The organism is Streptomyces sp. NPDC003248 (assembly GCF_055563235.1).
In genome coordinates, this window is record NZ_JBVHDT010000004.1 from 219,514 (window position 1) to 234,214 (window position 14,701).

At 73.2% G+C, this 14,701-nt stretch carries 13 protein-coding genes; 8 read left to right on the forward strand and 5 right to left on the reverse strand.

The features are described from left to right. Positions 1-130 precede the first annotated feature (130 nt). A complete protein-coding gene (locus ACZ3KJ_RS12625; protein ID WP_389514256.1) occupies positions 131-1,066 on the forward strand; it encodes a coiled-coil domain-containing protein in 936 nt (311 codons plus the stop codon). A 53-nt stretch (positions 1,067-1,119) separates the two neighbouring features. Here ACZ3KJ_RS12625 and ACZ3KJ_RS12630 read toward each other — a convergent pair whose 3' ends face one another. Then, a complete protein-coding gene (locus ACZ3KJ_RS12630) occupies positions 1,120-2,658 on the reverse strand; it encodes an outer membrane protein assembly factor BamB family protein (RefSeq protein ID WP_467526519.1) in 1,539 nt (512 codons plus the stop codon). A 215-nt stretch (positions 2,659-2,873) separates the two neighbouring features. Between ACZ3KJ_RS12630 and ACZ3KJ_RS12635 the strand changes: the two genes are divergently transcribed. The 4 genes from ACZ3KJ_RS12635 to ACZ3KJ_RS12650 all read left to right on the forward strand — a co-directional run bounded on the left by ACZ3KJ_RS12635 (position 2,874) and on the right by ACZ3KJ_RS12650 (position 7,053). Then, complete coding sequence (locus ACZ3KJ_RS12635) at positions 2,874-3,824, forward strand: ABC transporter ATP-binding protein (RefSeq protein ID WP_467526520.1); 951 nt, start codon at positions 2,874-2,876, stop codon at positions 3,822-3,824. 2 nt (positions 3,825-3,826) lie between these two features. Then, positions 3,827-4,597, forward strand: coding sequence for an ABC transporter permease (locus ACZ3KJ_RS12640; RefSeq protein ID WP_467526521.1), 771 nt, complete (start codon positions 3,827-3,829; stop codon positions 4,595-4,597). 111 nt (positions 4,598-4,708) lie between these two features. Further along, positions 4,709-6,187 (forward strand): ABC transporter ATP-binding protein, encoded by a 1,479-nt coding sequence (locus ACZ3KJ_RS12645; RefSeq protein WP_467526522.1) that lies wholly within the window; start codon positions 4,709-4,711, stop codon positions 6,185-6,187. Next, positions 6,184-7,053, forward strand: coding sequence for an ABC transporter permease (locus ACZ3KJ_RS12650; protein WP_467526523.1), 870 nt, complete (start codon positions 6,184-6,186; stop codon positions 7,051-7,053). Before ACZ3KJ_RS12645 ends, ACZ3KJ_RS12650 begins: the two co-directional genes overlap by 4 nt. Positions 7,054-7,071: 18 nt before the next feature. Here the strand turns inward: ACZ3KJ_RS12650 and ACZ3KJ_RS12655 are convergent, their stop codons facing one another. Next, a complete protein-coding gene (locus ACZ3KJ_RS12655) occupies positions 7,072-7,404 on the reverse strand; it encodes an ATP/GTP-binding protein (protein WP_389514247.1) in 333 nt (110 codons plus the stop codon). 223 nt (positions 7,405-7,627) lie between these two features. Between ACZ3KJ_RS12655 and ACZ3KJ_RS12660 the strand changes: the two genes are divergently transcribed. Next, the gene (locus ACZ3KJ_RS12660) at positions 7,628-8,656 is read left to right on the forward strand and encodes an LLM class flavin-dependent oxidoreductase (RefSeq protein ID WP_467526524.1); all 1,029 of its coding nucleotides are present in this window, start codon (positions 7,628-7,630) and stop codon (positions 8,654-8,656) included. Positions 8,657-8,736: 80 nt separating this feature from the next. Here ACZ3KJ_RS12660 and ACZ3KJ_RS12665 read toward each other — a convergent pair whose 3' ends face one another. Then, positions 8,737-9,129: an SCO5389 family protein gene (locus tag ACZ3KJ_RS12665; protein WP_389514244.1), complete on the reverse strand. Its 393-nt coding sequence runs from the start codon at positions 9,127-9,129 to the stop codon at positions 8,737-8,739. A 316-nt stretch (positions 9,130-9,445) separates the two neighbouring features. Here ACZ3KJ_RS12665 and nucS point away from each other — a divergent pair, with 316 nt between their 5' ends. Then, the gene (gene nucS / locus ACZ3KJ_RS12670; RefSeq protein WP_401693327.1) at positions 9,446-10,117 is read left to right on the forward strand and encodes an endonuclease NucS; all 672 of its coding nucleotides are present in this window, start codon (positions 9,446-9,448) and stop codon (positions 10,115-10,117) included. Positions 10,118-10,201: 84 nt separating this feature from the next. Here nucS and ACZ3KJ_RS12675 read toward each other — a convergent pair whose 3' ends face one another. Both ACZ3KJ_RS12675 and ACZ3KJ_RS12680 read right to left on the reverse strand, forming a co-directional pair. Further along, positions 10,202-12,802 (reverse strand): P-loop NTPase family protein, encoded by a 2,601-nt coding sequence (locus ACZ3KJ_RS12675; protein WP_467526525.1) that lies wholly within the window; start codon positions 12,800-12,802, stop codon positions 10,202-10,204. Between the two features lie 332 nt (positions 12,803-13,134). Continuing rightward, entirely contained in the window at positions 13,135-13,458 is a 324-nt protein-coding gene (locus tag ACZ3KJ_RS12680) for an STAS domain-containing protein (RefSeq protein WP_385061639.1), read from the reverse strand. A gap of 419 nt (positions 13,459-13,877) precedes the next feature. On the opposite strand from ACZ3KJ_RS12680, the gene ACZ3KJ_RS12685 reads away from it, so the two are divergent. Then, complete coding sequence (locus ACZ3KJ_RS12685) at positions 13,878-14,453, forward strand: cob(I)yrinic acid a,c-diamide adenosyltransferase (RefSeq protein WP_467526526.1); 576 nt, start codon at positions 13,878-13,880, stop codon at positions 14,451-14,453. The last annotated feature ends 248 nt before the right edge of the window (positions 14,454-14,701 follow it).

Sequence of the window (14,701 nt, forward strand, 5' to 3'; positions counted from 1 at the left end):
GCCGTCCTGGGGGTGGCCCCCCAAAAGGGGTGTCATTCCTCAGATCAAACACGTATCCGCTCGATGACACAGCGCTTCGGCCCCTAGGATTCCACCTATCACCTCACCGGTCTCATTCGACAGGAACCCCATGAGCGACACTTCCCCCTACGGCTTCGAGCTTGTGCGGCGTGGGTACGACCGCGCTCAGGTGGACGAACGGATCTCCAAGCTCGTCTCCGACCGTGACAGCGCTCTTGCCCGCATCACCGCTCTGGAAAAGCGCATCGAGGAACTCCACCTCGAGACGCAGAACGCCCAGGCGGCCGTCAGCGACGCCGAGCCGTCGTACGCCGGTCTCGGCGCGCGTGTCGAGAAGATCCTCCGTCTGGCGGAGGAGGAGGCCGCGGATCTGCGTGAGGAGGCCCGACGCGCGGCCGAGCAGCACCGCGAACTCGCCGAGTCGGCGGCCGCGCAGGTCCGCAGCGACGCGGAGTCGTTCGCCGCGGAGCGCAAGGCCAAGGCGGAGGACGAGGGCGTCCGGATCGTCGAGAAGGCCAAGAGCGACGCCTCGCAGCTGCGTTCCGAGGCCCAGAAGGACGCGCAGTCCAAGCGGGAGGAGGCCGACGCCCTCTTCGAGGAGACCCGCGCCAAGGCCGCGCAGGCCGCCGCCGACTTCGAGACGAACCTCGCCAAGCGCCGCGAGCAGTCCGAGCGCGACCTGGCGTCCCGTCAGCAGAAGGCGGAGAAGCGGCTCGCGGAGATCGAGCACCGCGCGGAGCAGCTGCGCCTGGAGGCGGAGAAGCTGCGCACCGACGCCGAGCGCCGCGCCCGCCAGACCGTCGAGACGGCGCAGCGCCAGGCCGAGGACATCGTGGCCGACGCCAACGCCAAGGCCGACCGGATCCGTTCGGAATCCGAGCGCGAGCTCGCGGCCCTCACCAACCGCCGCGACTCGATCAACGCCCAGCTGACGAACGTCCGCGAGATGCTCGCCACGCTGACCGGCGCCGCGGTGGCCGCCGCCGGCACGTCGACCGACGACGAGCCGATCTCCCGCGGGGTTCCGGCCCAGCAGACCCGGTAGTCACCGGTGCGTGAGGGGCGGTGGGCTCGGGCCCGCCGCCCCTTTCGCATGGGCTACCGGATGCCGAGGGCGGGCGGGTAGCCGCCGCCGTTGGCGTTGACCAGCACCCAGGTGTCGCCCGCGCGCACCAGTTGTCTGCCGTAGACGGTGCTGAAGTCGAGTCCGCGTACGCCGATGCCGTCGTCCTCGCCGACCCGGCTCCCGTCGGCCGCGTCGAGCGTGAACAGACGGCCGCTGTCCCCGAGCACGGCCACCCTGCCCCGGTCGGAGCCCTCCGGGGCCAGCGCCGCGATGTCGTTGCCGCTCCCGAGGTCCGTGTGCCACACGCGCCGTCCGTCGCGCAGCGAGTAGCCGGAGACCCGCGCGGGGTAGTTCGCGCCCGGCTTCCTGGCCGCGACGACGAGGACGTCCCCTTCGACCGCGGCCCACAGTGTCGGCCGCGCATCGAATTCTCCGCCGGTCCCCGGGGCGACGACGAGGTCCTCCTCGTCGGCGGTGAGCGGGATCTCCACCGGGTCGGCGCCGTCCTCGGGGTAGGACAGCACGGCCGCGACCCCGCGTTCGTCGCTCTCCTCCAGCAGGAGGGTGAACGGCTCGGCGGAGACCACCGTCGCGGTGTCGAGCGGGCTCTCCACGGGCAGCGGCCGGCTGTCGCGCTGCTTGCCGGTGGCGCTGTCCAGGACGAGCAGCTTGGCGTCGGTCGCCCCGTCCCGCGTGCACGTGACCACGACCCGGGTGGTGCCGCCGGCCGCGGAGACGACGTCGGGCGCACAGCTCTCGTCGCCGTCCTTCCCGGTCGGTTCGGCGGTCCAGCGCGGTTCTCCGTCGGTGAGCCCGTACCCCTGGACGGCCTTCTGGCTCAGCGCGACGGCCACACCTGCGTCGGCCGCGAGGAGACCGCCGTTGTCGCCGGCGTACGGGACCGCCTCGGCGACGGTGCGCTTCCACACCGTGCGGCCGGTGGACGGGTCGACGCCCCACAGCGTGTCGCAGGGCTTGCCGTCGCGGCCGAAGGCGACCAGGCCGATGCCGTCGACGACGGTGTCGCTCATCCCGCACACCGTGGTGCGGGTCGGGGCCTTCAGCGCCCAGCGGCGGCCGCCGTCGTGCGCGTCGTAGGCGACCAGGGCGTCGGTGCGCACCCGGACCACGGCCGGGTCGTCCGTGCCGACGACCCACACCCCCTCGCCCAGAACGGTCGAGGGCCGGTCGTGCCCGGCCTTCCAGACGATGTCGAGGACCGGTCCGCGCATCCAGAGGTACGCCTGCCAGCCGGGCCAGAGCACGAGCAGGACGCCCGTCGTGGCCAGTACGGCGGGCAGGACCTTGCCGGGGCGGCGGTCGGTGAGCTTCCCGATGGTGAGCAGGAGCGCCATGTAGCCGGCGAAGGTGAGGACGAACGCCAGCACGAGGGTGGGCGTGGTGCCGTCCGGGCAGGGGCTGTACCGGCCGCCGCATCCGTTGCCCGGGACGGACGTCCAGCCCAGCAGGTGGAACTCCACCGCGAGCCCGGCCGCCGCGCCCGCCGCGACGACCGCCAGTCCGGCCCGCGCCAGCCGCCCGCCCGTGAGCGGTCCGCTGTCCGCAACCATGCTTCCCCCCATGGGTGTTGAGTTCTCCGGCACCCCCCGGCGCCGCTCCCCGTGATCAAGGCCGCTGGAGCATAACGCGGCGGGGCGGAGGGCGTCAGCGGACGCGAGGAGGCGGCATCCGTCCCGTCCCCCGTGCCCGGACCGTCGCCGCGGCGTCGCCCTCCGTTCGTCACGCCGGGGTGGCATCCGCCCTTTCCGGGTCATAGCGTGACCGCATGATCGAGCTCGACGGGCTGACCAAGCGGTACGGCGAGAAGGTGGCGGTCGACCACCTGACCTTCACCGTCGGACCGGGCATCGTCACGGGCTTCCTCGGTCCCAACGGCGCCGGCAAGTCCACCACCATGCGGATGATCCTCGGGCTGGACCGGCCCACCGCCGGGGACGTCCGGATCGACGGCACGCACTACGACCGGCTGAAGGACCCGCTGACGTACATCGGGGCCCTGCTGGAGGCCAAGGGCGTGCACCCGGGCCGCAGCGCCTACCACCACCTGCTGTGCCTGGCGCAGAGCAACGGCATCCCCCGGCGGCGGGTGCACGAGGTGCTGGACACGGTGGGGCTGACGGCCGTGGCGAGGAAGAAGGCCAAGGGGTTCTCGCTGGGCATGGGGCAGCGGCTGGGGATCGCCGCCGCGCTCCTCGGTGATCCGCGGATCCTGATGTTCGACGAACCGGTCAACGGTCTCGACCCCGAGGGCATCCACTGGATCCGCAATCTGATGAAATCACTGGCGGCGCAGGGGCGGACCGTGTTCGTGTCCAGTCACCTGATGAGCGAGATGGCGCTGACCGCCGACCACCTCGTCGTCATCGGCCAGGGGCGGCTGCTCGCCGACACCTCCATGGCCGACTTCATCGCCCGCAACTCACGGGCCTACGTCCGGATCCGCACCCCGCAGCGGGAGCGGCTGCTCGACGTGCTGCACAGCGCCGGGATCACCGTCGTGGAGAACGGCGACGGCTCCCTGGAGGTCGACGGCGGCAAGGCCGAGGTCATCGGGGAGCTGGCGGCCCGGCACCAGCTCGTGCTGCACGAGCTGAGTCCCCAGCAGGCCTCCCTGGAGGAGGCGTTCATGCGGCTGACCGCGGGGTCGGTCGAGTACCACGCGCACACCGGCCGGGCTCCCGCGCGGGCGTGGGGCGACGGCTGGAGGAAGGGCTGAGCATGGCGGCGACCCAGGTCATCCGTTCGGAGTGGACGAAGATCCGCTCGGTCGCGTCCACCGTCTGGACGCTCTCCCTCGCCGTGGTGGTCACGATCGCCCTCGGCATGCTGATCTCCGCGCTGTCGAGGAGCGAGTTCGACGGCATGGGCCGCGGCGCCCGGGGCTCCTTCGACCCGACGTTCATCAGCTTCGCGGGTATGAGCCTCGGCCAGCTCGCGATGATCGTGTTCGGGGTGCTGGTCGTGTCGAACGAGTACAGCACCGGCATGATCCGCACCTCGCTGGCGGCCGTGCCGCAGCGCGGCACCTTCCTGTTCAGCAAGATCGCGGTGGCCGCGGGGCTCGCCCTCGCCGTCGGGACGGCCACGAGCTTCGCCGCGTTCTTCCTGGGGCAGGCCATGCTCGGCGAGCACCGGGCGTCGATCGGCGACCAGGGCGTGCTGCGGGCGGTGATCGGCGGCGGCCTCTACATGACGCTCATCGCGGTGTTCTCGATGGGCGTGGCCGCGATGCTGCGCTCGCCGATGCTCTCGCTGGGCATCCTGATGCCGTTCTTCTTCCTGATCTCCACCGTCCTCGGCAACGTCGAGGCGACGGAGAAGGTGGGCCGGTACCTGCCCGACCAGGCCGGCAGCAAGGTCATGCAGGTGGTCACCCCGGCCGGCGACGACACGCCGTACGGCCCCTGGGGCGGACTGGCGATCATGGCGGTGTGGACGGTGGCGGCTCTGGCGGGCGGGTACCTGCTGCTCCGCAGACGCGATGCGTGAAGCTTTGGTCTTTGCTTGCCCTTGAGCGGAACCGTCAGCGCCTCGCTAAGCTCCTAACCCTTACGGGGGGCGTGCGCCCCGCTGTCCTGAACCTGTCGATGGGTGCGGAGCATGATCGAAGCAGTCGGCCTGACCAAGCGCTACGGCGACAAGACCGCTGTGTACAACCTTTCCTTCCAGGTGCGACCCGGAACCGTCACGGGCTTCCTCGGGCCGAACGGCTCGGGCAAGTCGACGACGATGCGGATGATCCTCGGTCTTGACAACCCGACCTCGGGGACGGTGACGATCGGCGGCTACCCCTACCGCAAGCTGCCGAACGCCCCCCGCCAGGTCGGCGCGCTGCTGGACGCCAAGGCCGTGCACGGCGGGCGCAGCGCCCGCAACCACCTGCTCTGCCTGGCCCAGCTCTCGGGCATCCCGGCCCGGCGGGTGGACGAGGTGCTGGGCGTGGTCGGCCTCCAGGACGTGTCGAGGAAGCGCTCCAAGGGCTTCTCGCTCGGCATGGGGCAGCGGCTGGGCATCGCCGCCGCGCTCCTCGGCGACCCCCAGGTGCTGCTCTTCGACGAGCCGGTCAACGGCCTCGACCCCGAGGGCATCCTGTGGGTGCGCAACCTGATGAAGTCCCTCGCGGCGGAGGGGCGGACCGTGTTCGTCTCCTCGCACCTGATGAGCGAGATGGCGCTGACCGCCGACCACCTGATCGTCATCGGCCGCGGCCAGCTCCTCGCCGACATGAGCGTGAGGGACTTCATCTCGGCCAACTCCGCCGACTTCGCGCGCGTCCGCACCCCGCTCGCCGAGCCGCAGCTGCGCGAGAAGCTGGCCGCCGCGCTCACCGAGGCGGGCGGCCATGTGCTGCCGGAGCAGGACGGCGCCCTGCGCGTCACCGGTCTGCCGCTGCCCCGCATCAGCGACCTCGCCCACGACGCCGGCGTACGGCTGTGGGAGCTGTCGCCGCACCAGGCCTCCCTGGAGGAGGCGTACATGCGGATGACGCAGGGGGCCGTCGACTACCGCTCGACCATCGACCAGAAGGCCGGCCTCCAGCAGCCCCTGCCGCCGGGGGCGCTGCCGCCCGTGCCGGTGCCGGGCCAGGGCCAGCCGGGCTGGTACGCCCCGCCGCCCCCGCAGCAGGGCTGGGCGCCGCCGCAGCCCGCCCAGGGGCCCGCTCCGGCGCCGTACGGCATGCCGGGCATGCCCGGCGGTCCGGGGGCTCCGGGCGGCCCGGCAGGGCACGCGGGAGCCGTGGGTCCGGCGGGAGCCAACCCGTACGCACAGCCGCCCCAGGCACCCGTACCGCCGCAGGCACCCGCACCGCCGCAGGCACCCGCCTCGGCACAGGCACCAGCACCGGCGCAGCCCGCCGCTCCGGCCCCCGCACCGGCCGCGGCACCGCAGGACCGTCCTCCGGCGGCACCGGGCGCTCCCGCGGCCCCTGCGGCCACCACGGCTCCTGTGGCCCCCGCGGCTCCTGTGGCCCCCGCGCCCCCTGCGGCCCCCGCGGCCGCTCCGGCCCCCGCCGCCGCGCCGCCGGAGCAGGCGCGGCCCGCCGCCCCCGCCCCGACCACGACCGAGGACGCCCGATGAGCACGCCGCAGCCCCCGACCCCGCAGGCCGCGCCCGCCTGGCAGGCGGCGCCCGGGTCCGCGTACCCCTCCTACACCTCGCCGATCCCGGTCGTGCGCGCCCACCTCGGGCACGCCGTCGCCTCCGAGTGGACCAAGATCCGGTCGGTGCGTTCCACGATGTGGACGCTGGGTGTGTTCGTGCTGCTCGTCGTCGGCATCGGTCTGCTGACCGCCCTCATCGTCTCCGCCAACACCAGTGACGGCGACCTGTCCGGCGAGAACGCGCTGTCGCTCGGCTTCTTCGGACTGCTCCTGGGCAGCATGTGCATCATCACGCTCGGCGTGCTGACCACCGCCTCGGACTACGGCACCGGCATGATCCGGACCACGATGGTGGCCTGCCCGTCCCGCGGCCGGGTGCTCGCGGCGAAGGCGGTCGTCTTCTTCCTGGTCGCGTTCGTGGTGACGCTGGTGTCGACGGTCCTCGTCGCGATGGTGGACGTGGCCCTGCTCCCCGAGGCCCGTGAGCCGTCGGGCGGCGAGTGGCTGAAGGCCACGTTCGGGGTGTCCCTCTACATCGCCCTGCTCGGACTGCTCTCGCTGGCCGCCGGCTCGGTCATCCGGCACTCGGCGGGCGCCATCACCCTCATGATCGGCCTCGTGCTCGCCCCGCTGGTGATCGCGCTGTTCATGTTCTCGGAGTCCCTGGTCGACCTGCGCGAGGCGCTGTTCGAGTACTCGATCCCCAACCAGCTCAGCGTCTTCTACTCCTCCTCGCTGACCGAGTCCGGCCCGTCCGGCTGGGATCCGCTGTGGATCGCGCTCGGCGTCACCGCCGTCGTGTTCGCCGGCGCCTTCGCGCTGTTGCAGAAGCGGGACGTGTAGGCACCGCCGGGGAGGTCGTCAGAACCTCGGACCGTTACGGGACCGCTGCACCCCGGGGGTGCGGCGGTCCCGCGCGTTCCAGCAGGCCTTGTGCCAGTGGCGGCGGTCGTCCACGCCCGCGTGCTCCGGCCAGGCGACGACGTGCGGCACCCCGTCGGGGATCATCTGGTCACAGCCGGGGCAGCGGTACGACTTGCCCTGCGCGCTCGCCCCGGCCACATGCCGTACGCTCCACTCCTCGCCCTGCCAGTCCACGCTGGACTGCCAGCCGCCGTAGCGGCTCGACCGGTCGTCCTCGGCGCTCCGGCCGGACGAGCCGTCACCCTTCGGTCGGTTGCGACGCGGGGACACGGGACACCTCACGGGGCTATACAGGAAGCAGGGTTCGCGTCCAGCCTACGCGGAGGCCGTGGGGGTACCCGTAGGGCACCAACCCCCACAAGTCTCCCTCCGGAATGCCCGATTCTGCAGACAATCCGCAAATCTCCCCGCCACACCGTGTCCTCGGCACGTGTCAGACGGTTATGCCGGGCGGGGGAGCTCCGTGTCGGAGCCAAGGAAGCAGGAAAGTCCCATGCGTGTTGGAAGTTTCGTGTTGGCGGCCCAGTTCCCGGGACAGGGCCACGGGGAGGCGCTGCACCGCGCGGTCCGCTCCGCCGAGGTCGCCGAGGAGGCGGGCCTGGACTCGGTCTGGCTGGCCGAGCACCACTTCGTGCCGTACGGCACGTGCCCGTCCGCCGTCACCCTGGCCGCCCTGCTGCTGGGCCGCACCCGGCGCATCCGGGTCGGCACCGCGGTCAGCGTGCTGCCCACCGTCCACCCCGTCGCCCTCGGCGAACAGACCGCGCTGCTCCACCTGACCAGCGGCGGCCGCTTCACGCTGGGCGTGGGACGCGGCGGCCCCTGGGTCGACCTGGAGGTGTTCGGCTCGGGCCTGGCGGCGTACGAGAAGGGGTTCCCGGAATCACTCGATCTGCTGGTGCGCTGGCTGCGCGAACCGTCCGTCGGGGCCGACGGCGAGCGGTACCGCTTCCGTGAAGTGCCCGTCGTCCCAAGGCCGTCGGAGGCGCTGACGGACGCGGCGGGCCCGGAGGTGGTCGTCGCCTGCACCTCACCCGCCAGTGTGCGGCTGGCCGCCGAGCGCGGACTGCCGATGCTGCTCGGGATGCACATCGGGGACGAGGAGAAGGCCGAGATGGTCGCCCTGTGGCGGCAGCACGCGCGCGCGGCCGGACGGCCGGCGGACGAGATCCGGGCCGCGGGCCACGTCTCGGCGGGCGTCTGCCAGATCGCGGACCGGCGCACCGACGCCGTCGAGACGCTGGTGAAGGCGATGCCGGGCTGGATGAAGCAGGGCCTCGACGCCCATGTGACGGTCGACGGCCGCGCCCGCGGCATGCGGGACCCGGTGGCGTACACCGAACTGCTCTGCGGGCTCCACCCGGTGGGCACCCCGCGGCTGTGCGCCGACCGCCTCGCGGCGACCGGTGAGCGCACCGGCATCTCGCGCTTCGTGCTGCTGGTGGAGGGCTCCGGCGACCTGGCGGCCACCGAGGAGAACGTACGGCGGCTGGGCGCGGAGGTCCTCCCCCACCTGCGGTGAACGGCCCTTCCGGCCGGGAAGCTTGCCGCTCCGGTGACGCACCTCCCCCACGGGGAGCGGCAAGCGGGGCACACGCGGCCTCAGCAGTCCCGGAACTCCGGGGACTGGTTGAGCACCTGGCTGCGGACCGAGGTGAAACGGGCCAGCGACCCGTCCACCGAGGAGTCCACCGGGAACACCGCCACCCGGTGGCAGTTCTGGAAGGCCAGCCGCACGCCGAAGTGCCGCTGCAGCGCGCCGCGAATCGCGTCACTCGCCAGCGCGCGCAGCAACTGCCCACGTGCCTGCTCGTCCGGCGGGGGCGTCTGGTTGTCGGCGAACTGACCGCCGTCCACCTTCAGCTGGGCCACCAGGGAGCTGATCATCTCCCATGCGTAGGGCAGGGAGGTCCGGACGCAGTCGACGAATTCTGCTTCGTCGACCTCGCCTCGCTCGGCCTGTTCGAGTAGGGCCGGTGAGACGTCGAGCGACATGGGTTCTCCTCTCGCACCCCCGAAGCGCGCAGGGGTTGCCGGACAGGGAAAGGGAGTCCGCCATGCAGCCACCATCGAGCACGCTGAGTACACGCACCGCGACCCTCCCGTTCTCTACCGTAGGCAACCGACCGTGACCGCACCAGGAGAATGAGCAACTAGGGAGCGATGGTTGGGCGCAGTATCGGCCAGCCTGGAACTCACGTTTTCCAGGTGAAAAGGTGCGGCCCGCGGGACCACGGTGGCAGGTGGTGGCGGCGGGCGGCGGGATGGGCGAATCGCGTGGCCCGGGGGGCTTCGAGTAGCGTTGCCGACCATGCGTCTCGTCATCGCCCGGTGCTCCGTGGACTACGCGGGCCGGCTCACCGCCCACCTCCCCTCCGCCCCCCGTCTCATCCTGGTGAAGGCGGACGGCAGCGTCTCCATCCACGCGGACGACCGGGCCTACAAGCCCCTGAACTGGATGTCGCCGCCCTGCACGCTGAAGGAGGGCACCGGCGACGAGGAAGGCGTCTGGACCGTCGTCAACAAGGCGGGCGAGAAGCTGATCATCACCATGGAGGAGATCCTCCACGACTCGTCGCACGAACTCGGTGTCGATCCCGGCCTGATCAAGGACGGCGTGGAAGCGCACCTCCAGGAACTGCTCGCCGACCGCATCGAGACGCTCGGCGAGGGCTACACCCTCATCCGCCGCGAGTACATGACCGCCATCGGCCCGGTCGACATCCTCTGCCGGGACGCCGAGGGCCGGACCGTCGCGGTCGAGATCAAGCGGCGCGGCGAGATCGACGGTGTGGAACAGCTCACCCGCTACCTGGACCTGCTCAACCGCGACCCCCTGCTGGCGCCGGTGCGCGGCGTCTTCGCCGCCCAGGAGATCAAGCCCCAGGCCCGCGTCCTGGCCACCGACCGCGGCATCGGCTGCCAGGTGCTGGACTACGACGCCCTGCGCGGTATCGAGGACGACAAGCTGCGGCTGTTCTGAGCGACGAGCGGCGACGGTACGGCCGTACGACGACGAGGGCCGGGTCCGGTGTGACGGACCCGGCCCTCGGTGCGTCCGCAGGGGTCAGATGACCGACGCCGAGGAGTCCCCGGCCGGGGTGCCCCCGGCGCTGCTCTGGAGCACGCCGGACGGGCTCACGGGGGCGGAGGAGACCGTGTTGCTCTCCGTGGCCGGGGTGCTCGGCGTGTCGGACGGATCCGACGGCGACTCCTCCGGGTCGGGTTCCGTCGGCGTGCTCGGCGATGCGGAGGGCCGTGTCGACGACGACGCGGACGACGACGGGGTGGACTCGGGGCTCGACGACGTGGACCTGCTCGGCGTCGGCGACGATCCGCCGTCGTCCGGGTCCTGCTCGTCCTGCGAGCCGCTCGCCCCCGGCGCCGGCTCCGCCGATCCCGTCGGCGTCGGGTCGTCCGCGGTTCCCGGCGTTCCGTCCGGCCCCGGGTCCACGGGCCCGTCGGCCGCCTCCCCGGTGTCGCCGGAACCGGTGCCGGTGTCCTCGCCCGGGGCGTCCTCGCCGAGGCCGCCGTCGCCCGTGCCGGTGTCGGCGGAGGGGTTGACGCCGACGCGGTCGGAGGGGTCGGTGGCGTCGTTGCTGGAGGTCGCGCCCAGCGTGACGACCGTGCCGAGCACGGCGACGAGCAGGGCGCCCGCGCCGGCCGCCACGAGGTTGCGCCGGGCGAGGCCGCGCAGGCCGCCCCGGCCGCGACGGGCGGGGGCCGGCGTCCGGGCGGGCGGCTGGGCGGACGGCTGGGCGGAGACCAGGGTGGGGCCGGTGGGCGGAGACGACGGGAGCACGGTGGGGAAGCCGAGGGGCGGGGACGCCGGCTCCTCGCGGCGCACACCGGGCTCCTCCTCGGCGACCACCGGCGCCAGCAGGCCGGGGATGTCGCCGGAACGGTCGGAGACCAGGGCCAGGGCGCGGCGGCCGGCGACGGTGCCCCGCTTGTCGGTGAGGGCGCCGCGCAGGCCGAGGGAGGCCTCCAGCTCGGAGCGGGCCCGGTCGAGCTGTCCGGCGCACAGCGCGAGGACGCCCAGTTCGTGGTGGAAGTAGGCGCGGTCGGCGGGCTGTCCGGCCAGGCGCGCGGCCTCGGCGCCCTCGTGCAGGGCCTGTTCCCAGGCGCCCCAGTGCAGCCCGGCGGCGAACGCGGGCGCCGCGGCGCGGGCCAGCTGGACGGCGGTGGCCTCCTCGTCCTCGCCGGGCGGCTCGGTGGCGGGGACGGTGACGAGGAGGGCGGCCAGGATGGCGTCGGCCTCCGCGCAGACCCGCTCGGGCGTGACCGAGGGGTGTCCGGCCCACCATGCGTAGTGCCGGGCGGCGGTGTGGGCGCGGTCGGCGACGTCGTCGTCGTATCCGGCGGCCTCCAACTGGGCCTGGACGCCGGCGGCGAGCCGGTAGCGGGTGCCGACCGGGGAGACGAGGCCGCAGGCGACGAGTTCGCCGAGGGCCGCGTCGGCGTGGGTGTCACCGACCAGTGCGGGCAGGTGGGCCTGGTGCGGGACCTCCCCGCCGAGGGCGACGGCGAAGCGCAGGGTGGCGCGGGCGGAGGAACTCAGGCGCGCGGCGAGCAGCGGGGCGGGCGCGGCGGCCTCGCCCAGCGAGGGCAGGGGTATCTCCTCGGCCCGGCCGGCGTCGGGGTCCACGGGGTCGGCGAGCGGGCGGGCGTCCTCGAAGACGCCGAACTCGTCGACGGCGCCGGCGGTGGCGCGCAGCGTGTCCCGCTGGAGCAGCAGGGCCCCGGCCTGGACGAACCTCAGCGGCAGGCCCTCGGACTCGAACCAGAGGTCGCCGGCCCAGTTGGCCTCCTCCTCGGTGAGGACGCGGCCGACGGCACGCTCGATCACCTCGACGCCCCCCGCACGGCCCAGGCCGCTGAGGGCGACCTCCTCGACGGCGGAGTCGGCGGAGGGTGCGGGGGTGTCGGGGGCCGTGGCGAACAGGAAGGCGCACTCGGGGGTGGCGTCCAGCAGTTCGTCGAGGGCGGCGCCGCCGAACTCCAGGTCGTCGATCAGGACGACGGCCCCGATCTCGCCGACGAGGGCGCGCAGTTCGTCGTCCTCCGGGCGGTGGTGGGGGGCGTCGTACACGCCGTGGAAGAGCTCGTGCAGCAGGTCGTGGGCGGTGCGGCGGTGGCCGTTGAGGCGGACGACGCCGTCGGGGGCGAGGTCCGCGCAGTCCTCGGCGACGAGGTCGAGCAGGCTGGTGCGGCCGGAGCCGGCGGGGCCGGTGAGGCGGACGGAGCGGCCGCGGGCGAGCAGCCGGACCAGTTCCTCGCGCTCGTCCTGGCGGCCCAGGAGCGGCTGCGGGGTCTGGGCGGGGCCGGCCGGCACGGGGGGCCTGGCCGCGCGGTCGGCCTCGGCGCGCGCCTCGGGGGTGCGCCGGGCGGGCCGCCGGCGCCGCTCGGTGGGCGGGCACAGCTCGATCTCGCTGCCGTCGACGGGGTTGACCGTGAGGAGGTGGTCCCCCGAGACGATGCGTGCGGTGCGGGCGAGGGCCGGGGCGTGCTGGCCGAGGTCGGGCGCCAGCGGGTCCCTGGCGGGCCGCGGGCGGGAAGCGGGGACTCCCCCGGTCTCGAACGCGGTCTCGAATGCATCGAATGCGTTCGACGGGGAGGTGCCTCCGTCGTGGCCGTACTCCTCGGCTCCCCGGTGCGTCGGGTCCATAGGTCAAAGCCCCCCAAAAGCGTCGTGTGGCGGTAGCCCCTCCCGGCCTTGCTGCACACTGCGCTGTCGCTTCTGGTCCGGTGCCCGCTCGAGGGCTGCGGGCGGCGGGCAGACGAACCGTAAACCTTCGCACAGTATCCACGACAGTCCGGGGTGCCGAGCCGCCCGAGACGTCACGGTCTCGTGAGGATTGCGCGCGTCGCGCGGTTCGCCACGGGTCGACCCGTGGGCGCCACGAAGTGTCGCCCACGGGTGTCGCGCGGTGTCACCGGCGCGTGCCGCGTGGCGTCGCCCGCGGGTGCCGTGGTGTGCGGGTGCCCCGCTGCCGGGTCCTACACCTGCGGGAGCGACTCCACGCCGATGCCGCCCTCGATGGCGAGGATGCGGTGCAGGCGGGTGGCCACCAGCAGGCGCTGCATCTGGGGCGGTACGTCGCGCAGGACCAGACGGCGGCCGCAGCGGCCGGCCCGGCGGTGGACGCCCATGATGACGCCGAGTCCGGTGGCGTCCCAGGAGTCCAGCTCGGACAGGTCGAGCACCAGGTCTCCGGCGCCGTCGTCCACCGCCGTGTGCAGGACCGTACGGGCGTCCGCCGCGCTGCGGACGTCGAGGCGGCCCCCGACGACCAGCTCGGTGTGGTCGCCCCTGATGTACATAGCACTCCCCTAAGCGTGCGTCTCGTGCTCCGCGGTGTGGTGTCCGGTGTTGCCTCCTCTGACTGCACGAAGCGGTCGGAGGTTGCCGTCTGTGAGCGAACCGATACCGAATTCACCCGCAAGGGTGAGGCCCCTGGGGCCGGTGCGGAAGCAGTGCCTGGAGAAGCCCTGCCCACTCGTGCGGCCGATCTCACCGGCGTCAGCCATCCGGCGTAGCGGTCGCCCTCCCCATGGCTCTCGGCCGGACACTAGCGGGCGTGAGGGGCTGTGTGACCGGTTAGTAACGCGTTTCACGTCTCAGGCCGTGAGACGCCGGTCACGTCGTCAATTCCTGTCTGATTCGCACCGATTGGCACCGTACGGAGCGGCCGTGACGAAGGGAACGGAACGGATCCCCGAGGACCGTCTAGATTGGCCGCATGGTCAATCTGACGCGCATCTACACCAGGACCGGCGACCGGGGCACCACCGCCCTCGGCGACATGAGCCGGGTGGCGAAGACCGACCTGCGGATCGCCGCGTACGCGGACGCGAACGAGGCGAACGCGGTGATCGGCACGGCGCTGGCGCTGGGCGGCCTGGACGAGCCGCTCGTCACGGTCCTCACCCGCGTCCAGAACGACCTGTTCGACGTGGGCGCGGACCTGTCGACCCCGGTGGTGGAGAACCCGGAGTTCCCGCCGCTGCGGGTCGAGCAGTCCTACGTCGACCGGCTGGAGGCCGACTGCGACCGCTTCAACGCCGAGCTGGAGAAGCTGCGGTCCTTCATCCTCCCGGGCGGCACGCCCGGCGCGGCGCTGCTGCACCAGGCGTGCACGGTGGTCCGGCGGGCCGAGCGCTCGACGTGGGCGGCGCTGGAGGTGCACGGCGAGGTGATGAACCCGCTGACGGCGACCTACCTCAACCGGCTGTCGGACCTGCTGTTCATCCTCGCCCGGACGGCCAACCGGACCGTGGGCGACGTCCTGTGGGTACCCGGCGGGGAACGCGCCTAGGCGGACGCCGACCTGGGGAACCTGTCGGGTTCCGGGGCGGGACCCTGGGCGATTCCGGGGCGGATCCCCGGGCGGTCCCGGGGCGAGCCCCCGGACGGGTCCCCGCGCGATCCCGGGGCGAGTCCCCGGACGGGTCCCCGGGCGATCCCAGAACGGATCCCCGGACGGGCCCGGGGCGGATCCCCGCAGGGCCCGGGACTGATCCCCACGCGGCCCCGGGACGGATCCCGGGCGAGCCCGGGGCGGAT

What these genes read in the sequence shown, in the direction of transcription:
- ACZ3KJ_RS12630 (WP_467526519.1), bottom strand. Translation starts at nt 2,658, where the DNA reads ATGGTTGCGGACAGCGGACCGCTCACGGGCGGGCGGCTGGCGCGGGCC.
- ACZ3KJ_RS12675 (WP_467526525.1), bottom strand. Translation starts at nt 12,802, where the DNA reads ATGGACCCGACGCACCGGGGAGCCGAGGAGTACGGCCACGACGGAGGC.
- ACZ3KJ_RS12625 (WP_389514256.1), top strand. Translation starts at nt 131, where the DNA reads ATGAGCGACACTTCCCCCTACGGCTTCGAGCTTGTGCGGCGTGGGTAC.
- ACZ3KJ_RS12640 (WP_467526521.1), top strand. Translation starts at nt 3,827, where the DNA reads ATGGCGGCGACCCAGGTCATCCGTTCGGAGTGGACGAAGATCCGCTCG.
- ACZ3KJ_RS12685 (WP_467526526.1), top strand. Translation starts at nt 13,878, where the DNA reads ATGGTCAATCTGACGCGCATCTACACCAGGACCGGCGACCGGGGCACC.
- ACZ3KJ_RS12660 (WP_467526524.1), top strand. Translation starts at nt 7,628, where the DNA reads ATGCGTGTTGGAAGTTTCGTGTTGGCGGCCCAGTTCCCGGGACAGGGC.
- nucS (WP_401693327.1), top strand. Translation starts at nt 9,446, where the DNA reads ATGCGTCTCGTCATCGCCCGGTGCTCCGTGGACTACGCGGGCCGGCTC.
- ACZ3KJ_RS12665 (WP_389514244.1), bottom strand. Translation starts at nt 9,129, where the DNA reads ATGTCGCTCGACGTCTCACCGGCCCTACTCGAACAGGCCGAGCGAGGC.
- ACZ3KJ_RS12680 (WP_385061639.1), bottom strand. Translation starts at nt 13,458, where the DNA reads ATGTACATCAGGGGCGACCACACCGAGCTGGTCGTCGGGGGCCGCCTC.
- ACZ3KJ_RS12645 (WP_467526522.1), top strand. Translation starts at nt 4,709, where the DNA reads ATGATCGAAGCAGTCGGCCTGACCAAGCGCTACGGCGACAAGACCGCT.
- ACZ3KJ_RS12650 (WP_467526523.1), top strand. Translation starts at nt 6,184, where the DNA reads ATGAGCACGCCGCAGCCCCCGACCCCGCAGGCCGCGCCCGCCTGGCAG.
- ACZ3KJ_RS12635 (WP_467526520.1), top strand. Translation starts at nt 2,874, where the DNA reads ATGATCGAGCTCGACGGGCTGACCAAGCGGTACGGCGAGAAGGTGGCG.